This window comes from Mucilaginibacter sp. P4_C11, assembly GCF_056402115.1.
Window position 1 is genome coordinate 99,971 of sequence record NZ_JBFUIA010000006.1, and the last position, 23,394, is coordinate 123,364.

General features: G+C 44.4%; 20 protein-coding genes. 15 read left to right on the forward strand and 5 right to left on the reverse strand.

Features of this window, described 5'->3' with window-relative positions:
• Window positions 1-200 precede the first annotated feature (200 nt).
• The 5 genes from secA (at window position 201) to AC1DU2_RS07415 (ending at window position 8,790) form a co-directional block, all read left to right on the forward strand.
• A complete protein-coding gene (secA, locus tag AC1DU2_RS07395) occupies window positions 201-3,512 on the forward strand; it encodes a preprotein translocase subunit SecA (protein WP_477383556.1) in 3,312 nt (1,103 codons plus the stop codon).
• Window positions 3,513-3,852: 340 nt separating this feature from the next.
• Window positions 3,853-4,317: an SPOR domain-containing protein gene (locus AC1DU2_RS07400; RefSeq protein WP_477354115.1), complete on the forward strand. Its 465-nt coding sequence runs from the start codon at window positions 3,853-3,855 to the stop codon at window positions 4,315-4,317.
• Window positions 4,310-5,494 (forward strand): M20 metallopeptidase family protein, encoded by a 1,185-nt coding sequence (locus AC1DU2_RS07405; RefSeq protein WP_477383557.1) that lies wholly within the window; start codon window positions 4,310-4,312, stop codon window positions 5,492-5,494. The genes AC1DU2_RS07400 and AC1DU2_RS07405 overlap by 8 nt, the downstream gene beginning before the upstream one ends.
• Before the next feature lie 187 nt (window positions 5,495-5,681).
• Window positions 5,682-6,608 carry a hypothetical protein gene (locus tag AC1DU2_RS07410; RefSeq protein WP_477383558.1) on the forward strand — a complete coding sequence of 309 codons (927 nt, stop codon included), beginning with the start codon at window positions 5,682-5,684 and terminating at the stop codon, window positions 6,606-6,608.
• Between the two features lie 214 nt (window positions 6,609-6,822).
• The gene (locus AC1DU2_RS07415) at window positions 6,823-8,790 is read left to right on the forward strand and encodes a gliding motility-associated C-terminal domain-containing protein (protein ID WP_477383559.1); all 1,968 of its coding nucleotides are present in this window, start codon (window positions 6,823-6,825) and stop codon (window positions 8,788-8,790) included.
• Between the two features lie 129 nt (window positions 8,791-8,919).
• On the opposite strand, the gene AC1DU2_RS07420 is transcribed toward AC1DU2_RS07415, so the two are convergent.
• The gene (locus AC1DU2_RS07420; protein WP_477383560.1) at window positions 8,920-9,441 is read right to left on the reverse strand and encodes an NADPH-dependent FMN reductase; all 522 of its coding nucleotides are present in this window, start codon (window positions 9,439-9,441) and stop codon (window positions 8,920-8,922) included.
• A 312-nt stretch (window positions 9,442-9,753) separates the two neighbouring features.
• Between AC1DU2_RS07420 and AC1DU2_RS07425 the strand changes: the two genes are divergently transcribed.
• The 5 genes from AC1DU2_RS07425 (at window position 9,754) to lepB (ending at window position 14,767) form a co-directional block, all read left to right on the forward strand.
• The gene (locus AC1DU2_RS07425) at window positions 9,754-10,557 is read left to right on the forward strand and encodes a ParA family protein (RefSeq protein ID WP_090641197.1); all 804 of its coding nucleotides are present in this window, start codon (window positions 9,754-9,756) and stop codon (window positions 10,555-10,557) included.
• A gap of 4 nt (window positions 10,558-10,561) precedes the next feature.
• A complete protein-coding gene (locus tag AC1DU2_RS07430) occupies window positions 10,562-11,485 on the forward strand; it encodes a ParB/RepB/Spo0J family partition protein (protein WP_147053342.1) in 924 nt (307 codons plus the stop codon).
• Window positions 11,486-11,817: 332 nt separating this feature from the next.
• Window positions 11,818-12,498 carry a DUF5683 domain-containing protein gene (locus AC1DU2_RS07435; protein WP_477383561.1) on the forward strand — a complete coding sequence of 227 codons (681 nt, stop codon included), beginning with the start codon at window positions 11,818-11,820 and terminating at the stop codon, window positions 12,496-12,498.
• Between the two features lie 46 nt (window positions 12,499-12,544).
• On the forward strand, window positions 12,545-13,294 hold the full coding sequence (gene dapB, locus AC1DU2_RS07440; RefSeq protein WP_477354136.1) for a 4-hydroxy-tetrahydrodipicolinate reductase: 750 nt from the start codon (window positions 12,545-12,547) through the stop codon (window positions 13,292-13,294).
• A 15-nt stretch (window positions 13,295-13,309) separates the two neighbouring features.
• Window positions 13,310-14,767, forward strand: a complete 1,458-nt coding sequence (lepB, locus tag AC1DU2_RS07445) for a signal peptidase I (RefSeq protein ID WP_477383562.1) — start codon at window positions 13,310-13,312, stop codon at window positions 14,765-14,767.
• 205 nt (window positions 14,768-14,972) lie between these two features.
• Here lepB and AC1DU2_RS07450 read toward each other — a convergent pair whose 3' ends face one another.
• The 4 genes from AC1DU2_RS07450 to AC1DU2_RS07465 form a co-directional block, all read right to left on the reverse strand.
• Window positions 14,973-15,521: an RBBP9/YdeN family alpha/beta hydrolase gene (locus AC1DU2_RS07450; RefSeq protein WP_477354142.1), complete on the reverse strand. Its 549-nt coding sequence runs from the start codon at window positions 15,519-15,521 to the stop codon at window positions 14,973-14,975.
• Window positions 15,522-15,640: 119 nt separating this feature from the next.
• Window positions 15,641-16,126: an SRPBCC family protein gene (locus tag AC1DU2_RS07455; RefSeq protein WP_477383563.1), complete on the reverse strand. Its 486-nt coding sequence runs from the start codon at window positions 16,124-16,126 to the stop codon at window positions 15,641-15,643.
• Between the two features lie 124 nt (window positions 16,127-16,250).
• Window positions 16,251-17,687: an asparagine--tRNA ligase gene (asnS, locus tag AC1DU2_RS07460; protein WP_477383564.1), complete on the reverse strand. Its 1,437-nt coding sequence runs from the start codon at window positions 17,685-17,687 to the stop codon at window positions 16,251-16,253.
• A 52-nt stretch (window positions 17,688-17,739) separates the two neighbouring features.
• Window positions 17,740-18,231: a hypothetical protein gene (locus tag AC1DU2_RS07465; protein WP_477383565.1), complete on the reverse strand. Its 492-nt coding sequence runs from the start codon at window positions 18,229-18,231 to the stop codon at window positions 17,740-17,742.
• A 175-nt stretch (window positions 18,232-18,406) separates the two neighbouring features.
• Here AC1DU2_RS07465 and AC1DU2_RS07470 point away from each other — a divergent pair, with 175 nt between their 5' ends.
• The 5 genes from AC1DU2_RS07470 to AC1DU2_RS07490 all read left to right on the forward strand — a co-directional run bounded on the left by AC1DU2_RS07470 (window position 18,407) and on the right by AC1DU2_RS07490 (window position 23,279).
• A complete protein-coding gene (locus AC1DU2_RS07470; RefSeq protein WP_477383566.1) occupies window positions 18,407-19,267 on the forward strand; it encodes a DMT family transporter in 861 nt (286 codons plus the stop codon).
• Between the two features lie 30 nt (window positions 19,268-19,297).
• A complete protein-coding gene (locus AC1DU2_RS07475) occupies window positions 19,298-19,783 on the forward strand; it encodes a hypothetical protein (RefSeq protein ID WP_477383567.1) in 486 nt (161 codons plus the stop codon).
• Window positions 19,784-19,888: 105 nt separating this feature from the next.
• Window positions 19,889-21,829 (forward strand): DNA primase, encoded by a 1,941-nt coding sequence (gene dnaG / locus AC1DU2_RS07480; protein ID WP_477383568.1) that lies wholly within the window; start codon window positions 19,889-19,891, stop codon window positions 21,827-21,829.
• A complete protein-coding gene (locus tag AC1DU2_RS07485; protein ID WP_090641244.1) occupies window positions 21,829-22,200 on the forward strand; it encodes a YraN family protein in 372 nt (123 codons plus the stop codon). Before dnaG ends, AC1DU2_RS07485 begins: the two co-directional genes overlap by 1 nt.
• 5 nt (window positions 22,201-22,205) lie before the next feature.
• A complete protein-coding gene (locus AC1DU2_RS07490; protein ID WP_477383569.1) occupies window positions 22,206-23,279 on the forward strand; it encodes a glutaminyl-peptide cyclotransferase in 1,074 nt (357 codons plus the stop codon).
• Window positions 23,280-23,394 lie beyond the last annotated feature (115 nt).

The window sequence follows — 23,394 nt, forward strand, 5'->3', positions numbered from 1 at the left end:
CCACCTTTAAATAATTCTGTAAGTTCCTTAATTCAATAAATTCCGGTTCAGACAAAAATACCCTCAAACCTCGCCCCACGCATCAAATCCCTCATAAATCCCTTAAAACTAAAAACTAAAACTGTACCTTTGCCTGTCAATATGACTTTAATTGTCGCTGTGGCGTAATTATTGAGTTTGTTGCATCATATAAAAATAATATGTTAGATTTTATAAGTAAGCTTTTTGGAAGCAAATCAGAGCGGGATGTAAAAAGTATTAAGCCTATAGTTGAAAAGATTAAGGCTGAATATGCAAAACTCGGTACCATCAGCAATGATGAGCTTAGAGCTAAAACAATAGGTTTTAAACAAACAATAGCCGAAGGCCTATCGGGCATCGACAGCGAGATACAAGCCATAAAAGACCGTACGGAAAACGAGCTGGATATGGACGTAGCCGAAAAAGTTGAGTTATACACTCAGCTGGATAAGCTGGAGAAAGACCGTAATAAAGAACTTGAGGATATATTGATTAATATATTGCCCGAGGCGTTTGCCGTGGTTAAAGAAACCGCCAGCCGCCTTGCAGCTAACGAATTTATAGAAGTTACCGCAACCGATTTCGACCGTGATCTTGCCGGGCGTAAAGGTAACGTAACCATAAAAGGCGATAAAGCTTTTCACGCAAGTACCTGGCTTGCCGCAGGTAACCCAGTTACCTGGAACATGGTTCATTACGATGTACAGCTGATAGGCGGTATAGTGTTGCACCAGGGTAAAATATCTGAAATGGCTACGGGTGAAGGTAAAACGCTTGTGGCTACGCTGCCTGCATACCTTAACGCGCTTGCCGGGCAGGGTGTACACATTGTAACGGTGAATGACTACCTGGCACGCCGCGATAGCGAATGGATGGGACCGTTATATGAGTTTCATGGTTTATCGGTTGACTGTATTGATAAACATGAGCCAAACAGCGAGGAACGCCGCGCCGCTTACCTGGCCGATATTACTTTTGGCACAAATAACGAGTTTGGTTTCGACTACCTGCGTGACAATATGACACGTAGTCCTGAAGAATTGGTTCAGCGCAAATTGCATTACGCCATGGTGGATGAGGTGGATTCGGTTTTAATTGATGACGCCCGTACACCTTTAATTATATCTGGCCCTATCCCGCGTGGCGACGAGCACGAGTTTTACGAACTGAAACCACGTATTGAGCGTTTGGTTAACGCCCAAAAAGCGTATGTAAATACGGTATTGAACGAGGCCAAAAAAGCCATTAACGATGGCGACACCGATCCGGAAAAAGGCGGATTGGCTTTATTGCGTGCTTTCAGGGGTCTACCAAAAAGCAAAGCCTTAATTAAGTTCCTGAGCGAAGGTGGCAACAGGAGCACACTGCAAAAGATAGAAAATTATTACATGCAGGATCAAAGCAAGAATATGCCTAAGGTAGATTCGGAGCTTTATTTTGTTATCGACGAAAAAAACAACCAGGTTGAACTGGCCGAAAAAGGTATCGAACTGATTACCTCATCGGGCGAAGACCCTCACTTTTTTGTAATGCCGGATGTAGGCACCGAGATTGCGGAGATTGAAAAATCAACCTTGAGCACTGAAGATAAAATTGCCCGCAAGGACGAATTGATGCGCGATTTCTCGATCAAGTCTGAGCGTATTCACTCGGTTAACCAATTGCTGAAAGCATATACCTTATTTGAAAAGGATACCGAATACATTTTGGACGAAGGCAAAGTGAAAATTGTAGATGAGCAAACCGGCCGTGTACTGGATGGTCGCCGTTACTCTGATGGTTTACACCAGGCAATTGAAGCTAAAGAGAATGTTAAAGTTGAGGATGCTACCCAAACTTTTGCTACCGTAACACTGCAAAACTATTTCAGGATGTACCACAAGCTTTGCGGTATGACGGGTACTGCCGTTACCGAGGCAGGTGAGTTTTGGGAAATATACAAGCTGGATGTAGTAGAGATACCAACAAATACCCCTGCAAGCCGCGAAGACAGGCAGGATTTGGTATACCGTACCATCCGCGAAAAATATAATGCCGTAGCCGATGAAATTGTAAAATTAACGCAGGCGGGCAGACCGGTACTGGTAGGTACAACATCGGTAGAGATCTCGGAATTGTTAAGCCGTATGCTTAAACTGCGCGGTATTAAACATAACGTGCTGAATGCCAAAATGCACCAGAAAGAGGCCGATATTGTGGCCGAAGCAGGGCAGGCCGGCACAGTTACCATTGCTACCAACATGGCTGGCCGTGGTACGGATATTAAATTGGGGGCAGGTGTACAGGCAGCAGGCGGTTTGGCCATTGTAGGTACCGAGCGCCACGAATCTCGCCGGGTTGACAGGCAGCTGCGTGGTCGTTCTGGTCGCCAGGGCGATCCGGGTTCTTCACAGTTCTTTGTATCGCTGGAGGATAACCTGATGCGTTTATTCGGATCGGAGAGGATCTCGAACCTGATGGTGCGTATGGGTATCGAGGAGGGCGAAGTTATCCAGCACTCCATGATCTCAAAATCAATTGAGCGTGCGCAGAAAAAGGTAGAGGAAAATAACTTTGGCATCCGTAAACGTTTGCTGGAATATGATGATGTGATGAACTCACAACGTACCGTAGTTTACACCAAGCGCAAAAACGCCCTGTTTGGCGAACGTTTGGATGTTGATTTGAGCAATACCATTTTTGATGTGGTTGAAGATATTACAACCGAGTATAAAGAGGCTAACAACTACGACGGATTTAATTTAGAAATGATCCGCTTGTTCTCGGTTGATGTGGAGGTTGATGCCGATAAATTCGCGGTAAATTCAATTAACGCCCTGGTTGATCACGTTTTCCAAACGGTGATGGATTTTTACAAACGTAAAGGCGATGCCGTAGCAGCGCAGGCTTACCCGGTATTAAAAGATGTTTACGATACCCGCGGCCAGTATGTAGAAAATATTGTGGTTCCGTTTAGCGATGGCATCCATGGTATACAGGTTTCTGTTCCGTTGAAAAAAGCGATTGATAACCATGGTCACGAAGTGTTTAAATCATTTGAGAAAAATGTTACCCTGTACCTGATAGACGATGCCTGGAAAGAGCATTTGCGCGAAATGGACGAGTTAAAACAATCTGTTCAAAACGCGGTTTATGAGCAAAAGGACCCACTGTTGGTTTACAAATTTGAGGCTTTCAATTTGTTCCGTGGCATGTTGGCCAATGTGAATAAAGAGATTGTGAGTTTCCTGTTCCGCGGAGGTATCCCGGTTCAGCAACAGGCCGAAGAGGTGAGGGAAGCCAAACCAGAACCAAAATTGGATCTGCGTAAGCTAAAAACCACCAAAGCCGAAATGGTAAGCGAAAGCAACGGTGTGCCGGTGGACGATTTCCCACAAGAAATTCAAAAAGCCACCCCTGTAAGGGTTGAGCAAAAGATAGGCAGAAATGATCCTTGCCCTTGCGGAAGCGGTAAAAAATATAAAAACTGCCACGGGATAGGACAAAATTAGCCCCACCCGGCCTCCCCTGAAGGGGAGGAGGAGAAAAAAATAAAAAAACAAGCGTCATTGTGGGTAAAATCCAAGGGCCTCTGAAGAGGAAAATGACGTATATCGCATAGCGGCGAGTCGACTCACCCCGACGAGGCTCCGCCCGTCCACCCCTCTATGCGACGAAGTCGAAGAGAGGGGCGGAAAAATGAAAAATTGGAGGCACCCTCTTTGCGGCTTTAGCCGGAGAGAGGGTCGGCCAGCGCAGCGTAGCCGGGGTGAGTCGTAGCCAGCGTTTAGGCGAATGGTTATGTAAATTACATACATCGTGCCTCGCAATGATGGTTTTAATAATATAAATATGAAAAAAGCAGTATTTGATCATAAAGCTAAATCCGGCCTCATCAAGTATTGCTTTTTTTTTATGCTGATAGCGGCATCAACCCAAACCTTTGCCCAAACCCGCGGCAAGGTTGAGGTAGTTAAAGATCCCCTGGTTGATACCCTGATTGCTAAGCGTTTTTCGCTGAACAAAGAAACCGGTGTAGCGCCGGCAGTAACATCATCTTATGGCTACCGGGTACAATTCTTCAGCGGATCGAACCGCAAGGATGCCTATAATGCGCAAGCAAGGTTGCAACGCGACTATCCTGAACTGCGTACCTACATCTTATACAGCGAGCCAAATTTTAAAGTACGGGCGGGCGATTTCAGGACTCGGTTAGAGGCCGAAAAGCTGATACAGGAATTGCGGCCTTCGTTTTCAAGCCTGTTCATCATATCCGAAAAAATAAACCTGCCCAAAGCCGACACCGACAATGATTAAAGAAAAAATACAGGAACTATCCCAGAAAATATTTGATGATGTGGTAGCCAACCGCCGCCATCTGCATACCAATCCCGAACTATCATTCCACGAGCAAAAAACATCTGCTTTTGTGGCCGGTAAACTGGAAGAACTGGGCTTAACCTACGAAAAAATGGCCGATACCGGCTTGGTAGCCTTAATAAAAGGCGATCTGCCGTCGGATAGGGTAGTAGCCCTGCGCGCCGATATGGATGCGCTGCCTATTACCGAGGCTAATGATGTTCCTTATAAATCGCAAAATGTGGGTGTGATGCATGCTTGCGGGCACGATGCGCATACCTCATCGTTATTGGGCACGGCCCGTATTTTAACAGAACTGAAAAGCCAGTTTGGCGGTACTATAAAGCTAATCTTTCAACCGGCCGAGGAGAAACTACCTGGCGGTGCAAGCCTGATGATTAAAGAAGGCGTACTGGAAAATCCAAAACCGCAGGCAGTATTGGGGCAGCACGTAATGCCACTGATTGAGGCCGGTAAAGTAGGTTTCCGGGCGGGTAAATACATGGCATCAACTGATGAGCTGTACGTTACCGTAAAAGGTAAAGGCGGCCACGGTGCCCAGCCACAACAAAATATCGACCCGGTAATTATCACCGCACATATATTAACTGCTTTGCAAACGGTAGTAAGCCGCTTTGCTGATCCTAAAAGCCCATCAGTATTGTCATTTGGTAAAGTGATAGCCAATGGTGCCACCAACGTAATCCCCAACGAAGTTTACCTTGAGGGTACCTTTCGTACTATGGACGAGAACTGGCGCGGCGAAGCCCACAAGCGCATGAAAAAAATGGCCGAAGGTATAGCCGAAAGTATGGGCGGCAGCTGCGATTTTAATATTATGCGTGGTTACCCTTTCCTGATTAACGAAGAGGTACTAACTCACGCCACCCGCGGCCATGCCGAAGACTACCTGGGCAAAGAAAACGTATTGGACCTGGATATCTGGATGGCGGCAGAAGATTTTGCCTATTACTCGCAGGCAGCCGATAGCTGTTTTTACCGCTTAGGTACCCGGAACGAAGCCCGCGGCATCACCTCATCAGTACATACCCCTACGTTTGATGTGGAAGAAGATGCATTTAAAATAAGTACCGGACTGATGGCTTATTTGGCTATTAAGCAGTTAGGGAATTAAGGGTAATGCTCCTATAAAACCGATTGTCATCCTGACGAAGGAAGGATCTATTAGCCAACGCGTTTACTACCATGCGAGGTCGAAAGCCAGGTTGGCGAATAGATGCTTCGTACCTCAGCATGACAGGATTAAGTTAGGGAAAAATATAATTACAACAACCCCTAAGCCAAACCGTCAATAATCAGTGATGAAGAAATTATTATTATTTGTAGCGTTTACTATTTTCAGCAGTTTTGCTTTTGCCCAGCAAATACAACGTTTTAACCCCGATACCATCCGCACCATTGTTATCGATTCTGCAGTAGATATCCGTTCGCATAAACTACGGGCGCAGGATTTTATTGACGCGGTGATGGCCGATACCAGTTTTTACCGGGCTTTTCAGCATATGAAAAAATATGCCTTTACTGCCGAAAATCGCATTTACACCTACGATAAAAAAAACAAGGTTGATGGCAAGGTTTACCGCAAGCTTAAGCACAGTAATATAGCTGGTCAGCATAAAATTGAATATATAACCAGGCAGGATAGCGGCACCGTTTACAAAAAAAACGGCAAATACAATTTGTACACCGTTGAAATGTTCGATTACATTTTCATGAACGCCTACAACTCCGATTTTGTAGAGGGCGATGGCTTACCGGGCGAAAAAGGTAAAAACGAGAGTTATAAAGCTAAGCTTAAAACACTGGTGTTTACGCCGGGCCGCAGGGTTACCGGCATACCGTTCATCGGCGATAAAACCGAGATATTCAGCAGGGATATGCAGCAGTTTTACTACTATGAATTTGCCCGCGGCAAATACCTGGATACCATTCCTGTTTACCGCTTTAAGGTAAGGTGCAAGCCCAGCACATCTGATGGCGACACCATGATTAAGGAAATGACCACCATTTTTGACGAACGCACGTTCGAGATACTTGGCCGCTACATCGACCTTAAATTCAGTAATATGTTCGTCGATTTTAATGTGCAGATGAACATCGAACTCAACAACTTTAACGGGCAGCTACTGCCCATTAAAATAACCTACCAGGGCAACTGGGATATTCCTTTCCACAAAGAGGAGCGCGCAAGCTTCTTGATTGTGCACAAGGATTATAAGAGGGAGTAAGCGCGACTTTCAAAATTATGTCATATATCCTTTTAATAACCGGGGGTATAATCTTTCCTTACGGTTAACTTTTTTAACATTCATTTATTTTGATAACCATCTGCTTTGTAAGTATTTCAATATAATGCCCGATGGTGTGTTATTTATACACGCCGCCTCGATAAAAAAATATATTTTTGATGGATAACTTTTTAAGTTAAACCAATTGAAGCGCTTGCGTACCCTTAAATTAATTTTGCTTTTTACTGCTATTCTTGATTTTACACTGGCGCGTGGTCAGTCGGTAAATTGTACAGGCAGTTTGGGCGATCCGGTAATTACCGAAACCTTTGGATCGGGGTCAAATCCGGGGAATGCGCTTCCGGACGGAATCAGCAACATGTCGTTTAGCAGCTACTGCCCCAACGATGGCTCGTACACCATTGTAAATGCCACCAATATATATGGCGGGGTTACCGGTAATTGCCACCCGGAGGCCTGGCAAACTGTAACTCATGACCACACCGGTGATGCTAACGGCTATATGATGATGATTAATGCATCCTACACGCCAAGTATATTTTTTACAAAGACCACGCCCGCCGTGTTATGCGAAAATACCACATACGAATTTTCGGCCTATATCCTGAACCTGATTAAGGCGGGCTCACCAGCCATCCGGCCAAATATTAAATTTACTATCGAAACTACCGCTGGCATGGTATTGGATTCATTGGTTACCGGTGATATTTTGGAATCAACCAGTGGCGACGACTGGATACGTAAGAGCTTCTTTTTTACAACCCCGCCAAATACCAGCCAGGTGGTTTTAAAAATGACCAATGAGGCCCCCGGCGGCAACGGCAACGACCTGTTGCTCGATGATATCAATTTCAGGGCATGTGGCCCAATAGTGCAAACAGGTTTTACCACTGTCGATGCTAACCAGCCGCAAAATCAATGTGTGGGCGAAAGCAAAACTTATACACTTAAATCGAAGATCGGGGCCGGATACTCTAATCCTAAAATGCAGTGGCAGGTAAACAAAAACGACGGGAACGGCTGGCTCGATATTGCCGGGCAAACAGCAGATGCCTATACTTTTACACAGGGCGGAAGTGCAGCCAGTATGTATCAATACAGGCTTGCCGCAGCCGGAGGCTCAAACATAAACTCGCCTACATGCAGGGTGTTTTCGGAGCCGCTGAGTGTTAACGTAAACGCTTATCCTGTTGTGCCAGATGTATCACCTGTTCAGGAATGTGAGGGTAAAACAGTAACGTTAAATGTATTTGGAGGGGCAACTGTTGATTGGACGGGGCCTGGCATTACCGCCGCTAATAAAAATCAAAACCCACTGATACTTACAAATATAAAGCCTGCCGATGCAGGCACTTATAGCTTTATAGTAACATCGGCTGCCGGCTGCTCTACCTCAAAATCGACAACCATCACCGTTATCCCTAAGGCGGTTATTACCTTAAATACTCCAACAGTTACCATTTGTAAGGGCGCATCTACTAATTTAAGTGCGAGTGCCCTGGGTGCCATCAGCTACAAATGGACGCCTGGCAAAGGTTTATCTGATAGTACTATTGCTAACCCCGTAGCTTCGCCTGCAGACACTACAATATACAAGGTAATAGTCACCAACAATATTGGCTGTACCGATACCGCTGCTTTAACTGTTAATGTGTTGCCGCGGCCGGTTGCAATTACGCAAACCAAACAAAGCATGTTCCAGGACAGGCCAATTACCCTGGTAGCGTCGGCACAAAGCGCCGATGTTTTCAACTGGACACCCACCACCGGCCTTAGCGATGCCAATGTGTTAAACCCGGTTGCCAACCCGACCGATGATATAAAATATACATTGCATGTAAAATCGACCTATAATTGTGGCGAAGATACCAGCAGCGTTTTTGTAAAAGTTTATCATAAAGTGGTTGTGCCTAACGCTTTTTCGCCCAATGCCGATGGCGTAAATGATACCTGGGAAATTGAAGGCCTTTTTACCTACCCTGAAAGCGTAACAACGGTGTTTAACCGTTACGGACAGCAGATATTTAAAAGCATTGGCTACGCCAAACCCTGGAAGGGCACCTATAACGGCGCCAAATTACCACCCGGCACCTATTACTACATCATCGACCTTAAAACGGGCCAGCCTAAACTTACGGGATGGGTGTTGATTGTTTTATGATTTTTATATGATTTCACCGATTATTGGATGATTACATAGATTTGATTGCTGATTTAACCAAATGGATTGTTTACGATGTCATTCAGCCACATGAAAAATCGGTGAAATCAACCGCAATCGGTGAAATCATTAAAACAATATGAACTTATCTATCTGCTCGTTGGTAAACTTTATGGTATCGGCGTTTAACAGCTGGCCGGTTTCATCAAACTCCTTGTTGATGCCTGAAATATGTAGTTTAAGGGCCATCACATTCAGGTGTACATAGTGGCAAACACCGGTAAAATGATCAATACCCCTGATGTTGCCATATTTGCCCGATGATATGCCAACCAGCGCTGCTTTTTTATCATAAAAGCTCGCCGGAAAGTCGCAGGCGTCAATAAAAACTTTTAGTACCCCGGGGTAGCTGCCATTGTACTCGGGTATCACAAATATAAACTTATCGGTTTGGGTAATTGTTTTTTGAATTTCGGCAAATTCCGGGCTTCGCTTGCCATAAAGGTCGGTTTCAATAAGGTTGGACGGCAATTGCGCCAATGATAGTACACCCGCTTCAACTCCTTTTTCCTGCAGTTTTTGCTGATAATATTTGGCCATTTTTAAGGTAGAACTGCCGGGGCGGTTAGTTGATGCGATGATAGTTATCATTTATAATTATTGAATTATTGATTTATTGAATTATCGAATTGCAATTCTTTCAGCATCTAAATTGCTGATATGTACAGTATTAAATATAAAAGAGAAATAGCGTCATCTTGCTAATTCATCAATCATTAATTCAATAAATCGATAATTCAATAATTGCTAATTATGTTTGTAAATTGACTAAACCTGTGGATTTCGTAATTGTTTAATTCCGTATCTTTATCACCGGATAAAAACATTACGAAAGTAGAAATTTCTGACCCTACTTTACGTTTATATAAATCATTGTAACATCAAAATTTTTTATACTATAGAATGAGTAAAATTATTGCTTTAGCCAACCAGAAAGGTGGCGTAGGAAAAACTACATCATCTATAAATCTGGCTGCAAGTTTGGCTGTATTAGATTTTAAAACATTATTGGTTGATGCCGATCCGCAGGCAAACTCTACTTCGGGTATCGGTTTTGATCCCCGCAATATAAAGAACAGTATTTACGAGTGCATTATTAACCAGGTTGACCCGCACGAGGCTATCCAGAAAACGGAGACCCCTAATCTTGACCTGCTGCCCGCTCATATTGACCTGGTAGGTGCCGAGATTGAGATGATTAACCTGAGTGGGCGCGAATACAAAATGAAACAGGTATTTGAAGCCGTACGCGACGAATACGATTTTATTATTATTGATTGTTCGCCTTCGTTAGGTTTAATCACTATCAACGCTTTAACCGCAGCCGATTCGGTAATTATACCGGTACAGTGCGAGTACTTTGCATTGGAGGGTTTAGGTAAATTGTTAAACACCATCAAAATTGTACAATCGCGCCTTAACCCGCAGCTGGAAATTGAAGGTATTTTGTTAACCATGTACGATGTGCGCCTGCGCCTGAGTAACCAGGTGGTTGATGAGGTAAAAACGCATTTTGAGGATATGGTTTTTGATACCATTATACAGCGTAACACCCGCTTAAGCGAAGCGCCAAGCTTTGGTGTATCTGTTATTATGCACGATGCTACCTGTAAAGGCGCCATTAATTATTTGAACCTGGCCCGCGAAATTATCCAGAAAAATGGCCTTGTAAAAGCCGAAGCAACAACGGTAACAGCAACAGTATAAGTAAATGAGTAGTGAAAGAAGAAATGCCCTGGGCAAAGGATTAAGTGCGCTGTTGAATGACTCGGTAAACGTACAACCATACCAAAACAAAAGCACCAAAAAGGAAGAGGCATCAACTTCGGCCGCCGAGGTGAGCAGCCTTGGCTCGGTTAATGAGATCAGGCTTGATGAGATAGAAGTTAACCCTTTTCAGCCCCGTACTGACTTTGACGAGCTTGCTTTAAATGAACTGGCCGACTCCATCAAGCTGCAGGGCCTTATACAGCCTATTACCGTTAGGCGTATCAACGCGCATAAATACCAGCTGATATCCGGCGAACGCCGTTTCCGCGCATCAAAACTGGCAGGGCTAACCCAGTTGCCTGCTTATGTGCGTACTGCCAACGACCAGCAAATGCTGGAAATGGCCCTCATTGAAAACATCCAGCGCGAAAACCTGAACGCTATTGAAGTAGCCCTAAGCTTTCAGCGGATGATTGAGGAATGTAACCTGAAACAAGAAGAACTGGGTGACAGGGTAAGCAAAAACCGGTCGACGGTTACCAACTACCTGCGTTTATTAAAATTGCCGCCAAGCATCCAGGCATCCATCCGCGATGGTGCGCTTACTATGGGCCATGCCAAGGCACTCATCACTATTGATGACCCTGCCAAGCAATTATATTTGCACCAGCATATTATTCAGCAAGGCTTATCGGTTCGTAAGGTTGAAGAATTAGTTAGGGAAATGCAGAAGGCTCCCGTAAAAAAGGAGGGCAAGCAACCCGAGCCTGTTTCATACCAATTACAAAAAATACAAGACGATTTAGCTTCCAAATTCAGTTCGCGGGTAACGCTTAAGTTAGGCGCCAAGGGCAATGGGGTTATCGAAATTCCCTTCCTGTCAGAAGATGATCTTGGCCGTATCCTTGAAATGCTGGATTGGTAGGTAATGAGAATCAAGAGTTAAGAGTCAGGAATCAAGATAGAAAAGCAAATGAATTGATCTTTTTGTGATTCGAATAAAATGTAATTAAAATACCAAAAATAAAAAGCCGGCCGCTGATAAAAACTTATCAGGGGCCGGCTTTTTTATATAATAGTTAATGTGTGCATAATAATTAGTGGCTAAACCTGTTAATGATTTGTTTAATAAGGTGTTTTTGTAACGGCGGGATATAGCTTCTTAATCCGGCTATAAAAATTACCTTTGTAATCAAATAAAAGCGGGCCTCTTATCAAGTTTTAAAAGCCTGCGTTTATTTAAATTTTATCAGCTGCATGTATAAATATTTGTTAATTATTGGTTTTGTTATGCTATTTGCTTTTGCGGCCAACGCGCAGCAACAACATGCAGATACCACATCGATAGCCAAAAAAGATACTTTTAAAAAGGCATCGGGTACCGCGCCGGGCTCTTTTGCGCCACCTATCAAAAAAGAGAAGGAATACCACCCAGATAGCACCCACAGCCCGCACAAGGCGGTAATGCACTCGCTGATGATACCCGGCTGGGGGCAGTTGTACAATCACCGCTGGTGGAAAGTGCCTATCATTTATACAGGCATAGGCCTTTTGGCATCGGCAGTAATATTTAACCAGCATTACTACAACGAGTTTAATATACTTGCCCATTATTATAAAAGCGGGGTAGCACCGGTAAAAGGCGATGCCTATTACGATGAGTATATAGCCTATACCAATAATAAAGTTCCGGCCCAGAATATATATGATGCGCTTGACAGTTACCGCCGCAACCGCGATTTAAGTATCCTGGGTATTTTAGGCGCATGGGGTATTCAAACCATTGATGCCTATATTGATGCCAAGTTTATCCACTCGTACACGGTTGATAACAACTTTGCTTTTAAGGTTAGTCCGGGAATGATTAACCGGCCGGTTTACGCGCAAACTGCTTTTGGTAGCTATATTCCGGCTGTAAAAGTTACCTTTACGTTTTAACAGCACATTTATAACTTAGCTGTTAATCTCAACACATACATTAAAAATGAAAATAGCGTTACTCGGCTACGGAAAAATGGGCAAAATGATTGAAAAAATTGCTCTTAGCCGCAATCATGAAATTGTTTTAACCATCGATCAGGATAACCTGCATGAACTAACTGCCGAAAACCTGCAAAAGGCCGATGCGGTTATCGAGTTTAGCATGCCCGCAACAGTGTTGGGCAATATTCAACATTGCTTTAACGCCGGCGTACCTATAGTAGTTGGCACCACCGGCTGGTATGATAAGCTTGATGAGGTAAAACAACAATGCGAGGAAAGTAACGCTTCACTAATGTATGCCACCAACTTTAGCGTAGGTGTTAACATATTTTTCCATATTAACCGGATGCTGGCTAAAGTGATGAACAACTACCCATACTATGATGTACAAGTAGAAGAGATTCACCACATGCAAAAGCTGGATGCCCCAAGTGGCACCGCCATAACCATTGCCGAAGGGATCATCGATAATCTTGACTCCAAAAAAGACTGGCTGAATGTGCTGACAACCGACGACGGGGCAGATGATCAAAACCCGCTGCCAGATCAGCTATTAATAGAATCCTTGCGGATTGACAGCGTACCCGGCACCCACACCGTTATCTACGATTCGGAAGTGGACACCATCGAATTTAAACATACTGCTCATAACCGCAGCGGCTTTGCCCTTGGCGCTGTTTTAGCTGCCGAGTGGATACAGGGTAAAAAAGGCTTTTACACGGTTGATGCCATGTTCGATTTTAAAAGCTAACCCCCTGTTTTATCAATGGATATAGCGGGTTACGTAGGCGTTTATTTACTGTTGGCCCCTGTATTGTTATTGATGCAGGTTGGGCTTTGGAAGCTGTTTCAAAAAGCCGGCCGCCATGGCTGGGAGTCCTTGATTCCGGTTTACGCTACCTATGTAATGCTGAAAATAAGCGGCAGGCCCGTGTGGTTGCTACTGTTGTTATTGATACCGGGTATTGGTGTTATTGTAGCTATTGGTATCACCATTGATTTTGTAAAAAGCTTTGGCAAAACAAAAATGCGCCAGATAGCCGGTGCGGTACTTTTGCCATTCATTTTTTTGCCCAAATGGGGTTTTGATAGAAATACCCGGTACCTGGGCCAATCGGCCAGCTATGAGTTTCGCGAAGAATATCACCACCTGTTACATAAATCCTCAGCCCGCGAATGGGCCGAGACTGTCTTTTTTGCTGTAGTTGCCGTTACGCTTATCCGTTTGCTGCTTATCGAAGCTTATACCATTCCATCTTCATCCATGGAAAGCTCGCTTATGGTGGGCGATTACCTGTTTGTGAGTAAGCTTAACTACGGTGCCCGGTTGCCTATAACACCGGTTTCATTTCCGTTTACACATAATACCATGCCCGGTATGGGTATCAAATCATATTGGGAGGGCATCAAGTTGCCTTACTTCAGGTTGCCGGGTTTTGGCGATATCAAAAGGGGCGATGTGGTGGTTTTTAACTTCCCGATGGAGGCCGATTCGCCATGGTACCGCCCGGTTGACAAGCGCGAGCATTTCATTAAGCGCTGCGAGGCAATACCCGGCGATAATGTGCGGCTAATAAGCGGCCAGGTATATATTAACGGCCGGCCCATACCACCACCACCAAATGCCGAAATGGAGTATGCTGTGCATACTGATAGTAACACGTTTAACTTTAATCCCGAACTGATTTATAAACTTCACATATCCGATATACAACCATTTACCCGTACCGATTATTTGATGAACATGACGCGGCCATCGTTGCTTGTGGCAAAAAAAGTTGCGGGTGTTAAATACATCAGGCCTAACATTCAGTTTGGTGGTGTATATGATCCCGAAGTATTTCCGCACAGCCCAGGCCACCGGTGGAATGTAGATAACCTTGGCCCTTTCACCGTACCCAAACGTGACCTCACCATAAAATTAGACACACTTAATCTCCCCATTTACCGCCGCGCCATCGAAGTTTATGAAAATAACAAGCTGCAGGTAAACGGCAGCAGCATCAGCATCAACGGCCGCCAAACCAATTCCTATACCTTCAAAATGGACTACTACTGGATGATGGGCGATAACCGCCACAACTCCATCGACTCCCGCTTCTGGGGCTTTGTGCCCGAAGACCATATTGTAGGCAAAGCTATTTTTGTGTGGATGAGCTGGGACACCAATGCCCCTTTTGCGGATAAAATACGCTGGGATAAGGTGATGCGGATAATCAGGTAGAGGTTGTAGATGTGCAGATTTCAAATGACAGATGTGCAGATGCAAACCCCATGTTATTTGGCGTTGTAAAATCCGGGGACTATGAATGAGGAAGAGGGTTCAGAATAAGAATAGTGTCATCATATCACCACTATCCTGATCGCCTTCTACCGCGGGCACGACTTTGATACCGCTTACCTTTGGCCTTTTACCTTTTACCTTTCGCCTATAGTTCGTCCAATTCCCGCAGAAGCTCCAGGCCTGCCTCCCATGTTCCTAATCCCGATGAAGCGTTAATATGGCTGGCATCACCTATGCTTACCAGTTTGCTGCCCCAGGCATCGGCAAATAGTTGGGCGCGTTGGGGTGTTACGTAAAAATCATTGGTGCTCATTACCGTGGTACTTTTAAACGGCAGCTTTATTAGCGGCACAGGCGCAAAGCCGGTTGTTCCGGTTGGGTAGCTTTCGGCTTCGGTATCGCTGGGGGCAACCAGCAGGGCAGCTTTAATGGCTACATTATATTCCATTGCCCAATAGGCAATGGTGGCGCAGGCCAGGCTATGGCCTACCAATATCACATCTTTAGCATCATATTTGTCTACATAGGCCTGCAGGGTGGTTATCCAGTCGGCACAAACGGGTGTTTCCCAGTCCTGCTGTTCAACGCGGGTAAAACCAAATTGTTTTTCCCAAAGCGATTGCCAATGCTGCGGCCCCGAATTACCCAGGCCCGGGATGATGAGGATAGTTGATTTGAACATGATTTTTCGCATAGTGTTTATTTTTAAGGGTGCTCAAGAGGGCTGCGCCGTTTAAGGATTTTACAGGATTAACAGGATTTTTGAACACGATTGAAAGATTTTACAGGGTTAACAGGATTTTTTTCGAAAGTTTAATGTCGCGTCCTAACTCCCCTTTCACGGGGCCGGGGGCCTTCTGCCGCTTTTTTTATTTCCTGGTTGCGTTGTTGCAGCAAGCGGGTCATATAGCGTTCCAAAAACAGGAAGTTAGCTATAATTCCTAAAAATCCCAAGGGAGCGTCAAACATAAAAATATCCTTCATCAGGGTTTGGTTATTGATGGGATAAAAATAATGTTCGTGACGGAAGGCTTTAAATGCGCCCTTAACCATTTCGTCTGTAAAATAATTGGGATATTCCATTTCGGTAACCCTGGAGGTTAGGGTCTGCCAGATGCCGAAATGCTTTGCCCGCCAGGTAACGGTTTCACCCAGCTCAATCAGACCGCTGGTTCGCCCGGCAATAGCTGTTTCGCCGCTTTGCTGCATCGAATCTACATGCATATCAATGCTCCTGGCCAAATCGAAACACCGGGTAACTGGGGCATTAATGTGGGTGGCTAATTCAATAATCGGCATGATTTTCAGGATTATACAGGATTAACAGGATTTTTGAAGATCGGTAAGATTAATTACAGGATTTTTTTGACAATATGAAAATCAAAAAAAATCCTGTTAATCCTGCAAAATCCTTAAATCCTGTCTAAAACTCCGCATTCTTCGGGAACCTTGGGAAAGGGATCACATCGCGGATGTTGCCCATGCCGGTAACAAACAGCACCAGGCGCTCAAAGCCTAAGCCAAAACCGGCATGCGGGCACGAGCCAAAGCGGCGGGTATCCAGGTACCACCAAAGCTCGTCCTTGGGGATGCCCATTTCGTCCATGCGCTTTTCTAACAGATCCAAACGCTCTTCACGTTGCGAACCGCCCACAATTTCGCCTATGCCCGGGAAAAGGATATCCATAGCGGCTACCGTTTTACCATCGTCATTCTGGCGCATGTAAAACGATTTGATCTCTTTAGGGTAATCGGTCAGGATCACCGGTTTTTTAAAGTGTTTCTCAACCAGGTAGCGTTCGTGTTCGCTTTGCAGGTCGGTACCCCAGCCTTCAACGATATATTGGAATTTCTTCTTTTTATTCGGTGTCGATTCCTTTAGGATCTCGATAGCCTCGGTGTAAGTAAGGCGTTCAAAATCGTTATCTAAGCAAAAGTTCAGCTTCTCTAATAAAGTCATGTCCGATCGCTCGTTCTGTGGTTTTTGCTTTTCTTCTTCGGCCAGGCGTTGGGTTAAAAATTCAATATCATCGGGACATTTATCCAGCGCGTATTTGATCACGTATTTCAGCATGTCCTCGGCAAGGTCCATGTTGTCGTGCAGGTTGTTAAAGGCCACTTCCGGCTCAATCATCCAAAACTCGGCAAGGTGGCGGGTAGTGTTCGAGTTTTCGGCACGGAATGTTGGTCCGAAGGTATAAATATCGCTCAGGGCCATAGCACCCAGCTCGCCTTCCAGCTGGCCGGATACGGTAAGGTTGGTTGATTTACCAAAAAAATCCTGCTTGTAATCTACCTCGCCGGTATCTGTTTTAGGGATGTTGTTTAAATCGAAGTTGGTTACGTGGAAAGCTTCGCCCGCACCTTCGGCATCCGATTGGGTGATAACCGGGGTATGCAGGTAAATAAAACCACGCTCCTGAAAAAATTGGTGCACCGCGAATGCCAGGCTGTTACGCAGGCGGAATATCGAACCAAAGGTGCTGGTACGGAAACGCAGGTGGGCGTTTTCCCTCAAAAACTCCAGGCTGTGTTTTTTGGGCTGGATAGGATATTTTTCGGGATCGCTGTCGCCTAAAATTTCGATATCCTGTGCTATAACTTCAACTGTTTGACCTTTGCCTAATGAAGCGATGAGTTTGCCCGATACGCTTAGCGCCGCGCCAACTGTTATACGTTTTAGCAAAGCAGGATCGGTGTTTTCAAAATCAACAACAATCTGGATGTTATTATTAGTTGAGCCATCATTCAAAGCAATAAAACGATTTGACCGGAAGGCACGAACCCATCCTTTAACTGTTACATCAATATCCGTTTGCTGGCTTTGCAGCAATGCTTTGATCTTTGTGCGCTGACTCATAATGTGTAATTATGTATAAAATTGTGTATTTTTTTGAGCCGCAAAAATACAATTATTTATGTAATGTAACTTTGAATTTGCCATCTAAAAAACTTATACTATCGGCCTTAGCGCCCGGCTGGCTATCATATGTTTTGATGAATTTCAGGTCGAAAAAACCTTGTATGATCATATCTGCCTGGTTAACCGATATAACGCTCACCGAGTTTAGATGGGTAGGGCTAAGGGCATACTTTTGGGTAATGGCGCCGTTTTTTTTGAGCATGTAATATCCCTGGTGATTTTTTAACGGATAGTAGCCAACGCCGCCTATGCTCAGTTTAATTGCAAAAGTTTCCTCTTCGCCGGCCTGGGTTTGGGTGCCGGCTATGGTTGTTGTATCGCCCAGTATGCTGGAGGCAGCAGGTTGTATTTCCCATTTGGCACCGTCTTTATCGGCAATAATAAAATCGGGTGTTACCGGCACTACGCAACATGATTTTTTGGCGCATGAGCCCAAGAGCAATAAGGTAACGAAAAAAAATGAAAGCAGGCATTTTTTCATAACGGTGAAACAGCGGCGGGTTGGCAATAAAGGTTGTACTAAAGGTATACAAATTAAGGGACATGCATTAGGGTATTTAATTTGTGCACAAAGTTGCCCTATGATATATTCGATGGTTAAAGCGCCGGGATGAGGAGCTATTTGCTTAAGTTTGCCGCTCAATTAATTCGTTATCATGAACCCTAAAGTGAGCCTGGTTATTGGCATTTTATGCATCTCGTTTTCGCCAATATTTGTGAAGCTTGCGGGGGTATCGCCAATTGGCTGCGCATTTTATCGGGTGTTTTTTGCCTGGCTTTGTTTGCTGCCCTATTGCATTATCAAAAGCAAGCTCCGGGTTAAAAAAAAGCAATTGGTAATTGCTATCATAGCGGGTGTAATTTTTGCCGCCGATGTAGCCGTTTGGAATTTATCACTGTTAAAAATAAGCGCCACCGTATCAACGCTGATTGCCAACCTGGCGCCTGTTTGGGTTGGGCTGTTCAGTTTCCTGTTATTTAAAAAAAGTTCGGGCAAGTTGTTTTGGATAGGTACGGTAGTGGCCATAGCAGGCATGGTGGTGCTGGTAGGATATCAGCATATTTTACACCTGGAGCTTAACGCGGGTATTTTGCTTGCCGTACTGGCCAGCCTGTTTTACGCTACGTACATCATGACATCAAAAAACATCATGGGCGGCATTGATGTTTTTACCTTTATGTTTTACAGCATGATGGGGGCAAGCGTGTTCCTGCTGGTTGTTAATAATTTTATGGGCACAAGCATTTTGCATTTCCCGGTAAAAGTTTGGCTTTGCTTTTTGGGGATGGGGGTAATTTGCCAGCTTGTCGGCTGGCTTACCATTAATTATTCTTTACGCTACCTCGAATCGACCAAGGTATCTATCGCCTTGCTGAGCCAAACTGTTTTTGCCGCCATACTGGCCGCTATTTTACTGAACGAAAAACTGGAGCTGAACGAGATCATCGGCAGCGTAATTGTGCTGGCTGGTATTGCGGTAACATTTTTAAAGCGCAGGCAAGTAACCATGGTTTAGGTTAAGGATATAATTTATTATCTTCAATTAATGAATTTTCTCCCTTTCGAAAACCTTGTCATTTTAACTCCGCATCAGCCGGCCGAGGTTGAAGCGATATTGCAAAAGGCTGTAATGCCCTCCCGCTTTAATTATGAAAACTGGGTATTTTACAACAAAAGGGAACCATTATTCATTGGTGATGTATTTGACCTTCAATTCAGGTTTGAGCCGCCACATAGCCCCCGAGCGACCATGGTGCCCATAGCCAAAGGAGGTATTGCGCCGCATTTGCAGGGAAGTAAAATAAGTTTGAAGATTTTTCCGTCAATGATCATCTTCATGGTGATTGGCGTGCTTTTTTGCTGGGAAATGGCTTTTATATTTATTTCAAGGACAATTAAAGATAATTTTAGTTATTGGTTGCCTTTCGTAGCCCCAATTTTGGCTTACCTGCTACTTATCGTTTTCTATAAATATGAAGCAAGCGGTGTTAAATCATCGCTGCTTAAATTGTTAGATGGTAAGTTTGCTTAGCGTTGGCGTTTGAATTTTAAAGCCCTCGCCATCAAATAAAAGTGTAATTTAACGTTTGCGGATTTAGGGCAACGCTCATCTTTGCCTACATTTGCATTTTAGCGCATGATCATAAAATCCACCATCGACCGTATTATGGAAGCCACCGACATTGTGGAGGTGATAGGGGAATTTGTGCAGTTAAAAAAGCGGGGCGCCAATTACGTGGGCCTGTCGCCATTTGCTAATGAGCGCACACCTTCGTTTACGGTGTCGCCGGCAAAGGGCATCTTTAAAGATTTTTCGACAGGCAAAGGTGGCTCGGCGGTTACCTTTTTAATGGAGCTGGAGAAATTCAGCTATCCCGAGGCCTTAAAATGGCTGGCCAAAAAGTATGGTATCGAGGTAGAGGAAACCGTTGAAGCCCCCGAAAACCGGGAAGAAGACCTGCGCCGCGAAAGCCTGATGATTGTATCGGGTTATGCCGCCAAATTTTTTCATGAAAGTTTGCTTGAAACAGACGAAGGTAAAAGTATCGGCTTAAGCTATTTTAAGGAGAGGGGCTTCAGTAACGATATCATCAAAAAATTTGAGCTGGGTTACTCGCCCGATCAATGGGAGGCGTTTACCGGCAGCGCCATAAAGGAGGGTTATAAAGAACAATTCCTGGTAGATAGCGGCCTGTCTGTAAAACGGGATAACGGTACCTTGTATGACCGTTACCGTGGCAGGGTAATGTTCCCTATACATAATTTTACAGGCAGGGTTATCGCGTTTGGCGGCCGTACCTTAAAAAAAGATAAAAACGTACCCAAGTATGTAAACTCGCCCGAGAGCGAGATCTACCATAAATCGAACGTACTTTACGGCTTATATTTTGCCAAAAAGGCCATCCGCGAGGAAGATAACTGCTACCTGGTTGAAGGCTATGCCGATGTGCTTTCGGTAGTGCAGGCCGGTATCGAAAACGTGGTGGCATCATCGGGTACATCCTTAACCGTTGAACAGATCAAACTCATCAGCCGGTTTACCAAAAACATTACCATTTTATATGATGGCGATGCCGCGGGTATAAAAGCGGCCATCCGCGGGTTGGATATGATCCTGGAGGAAGGCCTTAACGTAAAGGTAGTAACCTTCCTTGATGGGCACGATCCCGACTCGTACGTACAAGCCAATGGCTCAAGCGCGTTTAAAAAATACATCGAGGAAAATAAAAAGGACTTTATCCTTTTTAAGGCTAATACCCTGCTAAAAGATGCAGGGAACGACCCGATAAAAAAGGCAGGCGTTATCCGCGAAATTGTAGAAAGTATTGCCAAAATTCCAGATTCCATCAAGGCATCGGTGTTCATTAAAGAGTGCAGCTACATTTTGCAGATTGATGAACGCGCGCTGCTATCCGAACTTAACAAAATGCGCCAGGCCAAGGCCAAAAAGGATGGCCAGCAGCAAAATCATAATCGGTACCAGCCGGAAATGCCGCCTGATGAGCCTCATTTTTTTGACGAGGTTGACCTGGCGCCAAGCACTCCTAAAAAAGAGTATTTCCAGGAGAAGGAGATTATCCGCCTGCTGTTGTTATACGGCAGTAAAATGATTGACTGGGATGGCATTGCCAATACCTACATTGGCCCTTTTATGATAGCCGAATTAGGCGATGTTACCTTTGAGCATGAAACCTGCAAGCTATTTGTTGAACTTTATCAAAAAGAGGTTGAAAATGGTATTTTGCCAGAGGATGCCTATTTCATTCACCACGCAAATAAAGGCATTGTTGATATCAGTATTGATTTGCTCAGCTCCAAATATACCCTGAGCGAGAACTGGTACGATATGCACAAGATTACTATTCATGACGAACAGCATAATATGAAGGCCACCATCCTGGGCGCTATTTTTCATCTTAAAAAGCATAAGGTAGAGGGCATGCTGGATAACCTTCGGGTCGAACTCAAAAATGCATCGTCGGAAGCCGACCAGGAAATATTGCTTAACCAGTATATGCGCATGAAAAAGGTTGAAAAAAGTATCTCCGACTTTTTAGGGTCAGTAATTATCAAATAATGGCCCAACACCTTGATCTTGGTCGCGCGGGCGAGGCTTTAGCCAAAACACACCTGGAAAATGCCGGTTATGAAATACTGGACGAAAACTGGACGCACGGTAAAGCCGAAATTGACCTTATTGCATATAAAGACAAGGTTATTATATTTACCGAAGTGAAAACGCGCACCGGCACCGGTTTTGGCATGCCCGAGGATTTTGTTGATGCACGCAAGCAAAAACTATTGGCCGATGCCGCCGACGAATATATTTACATTATGAACCACCAGGGCGAGGTGCGGTTTGATATCATCGCTATTTTGTTTGACAAGGATAAAAATTATATACTAAACCATATCGAAGACGCGTTTTGGCCGTCGGGTACATTATGAAAAAGATGAATAGTAAATTAAAGATATTTTTTGCAGCCGGTTTACTGCTGGCTTTGGGCTGTAACAGTTGCAAACAAAAACCGGCTGATAACGGCGCTGATTATACCATGAGCCCGGAAGCCGGCACCACTTACAAAGCCGGTGATGTAGTGAAGGTAAAAGTGGGCTTGCCTGCCGATACCAAACCCGATTCGGTAGTGTACATGATGGAAGAAACCCGTTTAGGTGTTGCTAAAGATTCATCGGCCATCAGCGTGAAAACAGACAGCATCCCCCTGGGTATAAAACTGATTACTGCCAAAGTGTACCAGGGAGGTAAAAGCCAGGATGTAACTACCAATATTTTGCTGCTGGCTGGTAAAGCGCCCGAAGCTTACAGCTATAAAGTAGAGAAGACTTACCCGCATGACACAAGCTCATATACCGAAGGGTTAGAGTATTTGGATGGCATTATGTATGAAAGTACGGGTGATCCCGGTCATTCTACCATTCGTAAAAACAACCTGGAAACAGGTAAGGCAATACAGCTTACCAAATTAGGCGACCAATATTTTGGCGAGGGGTTAGCTGTAGTGGGCGATAAAGTAGTGCAACTTACCTATCGCGAAAAAGTTGGTTTTGTGTATGATAAGAGCAATTTAAAGCTGCTAAAAACATTTACCAACAACGTAGGCGTTGAAGGATGGGGTATGTGTTTTGATGGTAAAAAACTTTACATGGATGATAGCACCAACAAGATTTGGTTTTTGGATAAGGATACCTACCGGCAAATTGGCTCTATTGAAGTTTGCGACGATAAAGCCAAGATAGATTCTGTAAACGAGCTGGAATATATTAATGGTAAGCTATATGCCAACGTTTACCAAAAGGATGAGATATTGGTAATTAACCCTAAAACAGGTGCTGTTGAGCAAAAAATTGACATGAGAAACCTGTATCCCGAATCGGAGCGGCCCGCCGGCCGCGATTGGGGAAACAACGTGCTTAACGGTATAGCCTACGATGCCGCCACCAAACGCATTTTTGTAACCGGCAAAAAATGGCCCAAAATGTACCAGGTAAAGTTTATAAAGCAATAGTGTTAAGTCGGAAGTACTAAGTCTAAAGTCTAAAATTAAGAAAAACAGATCGTCATTGCGAGGTACGAAGCAATCCCCGATATGYTAAGTCCCACTTAGTTAGGGATTGCTTCGT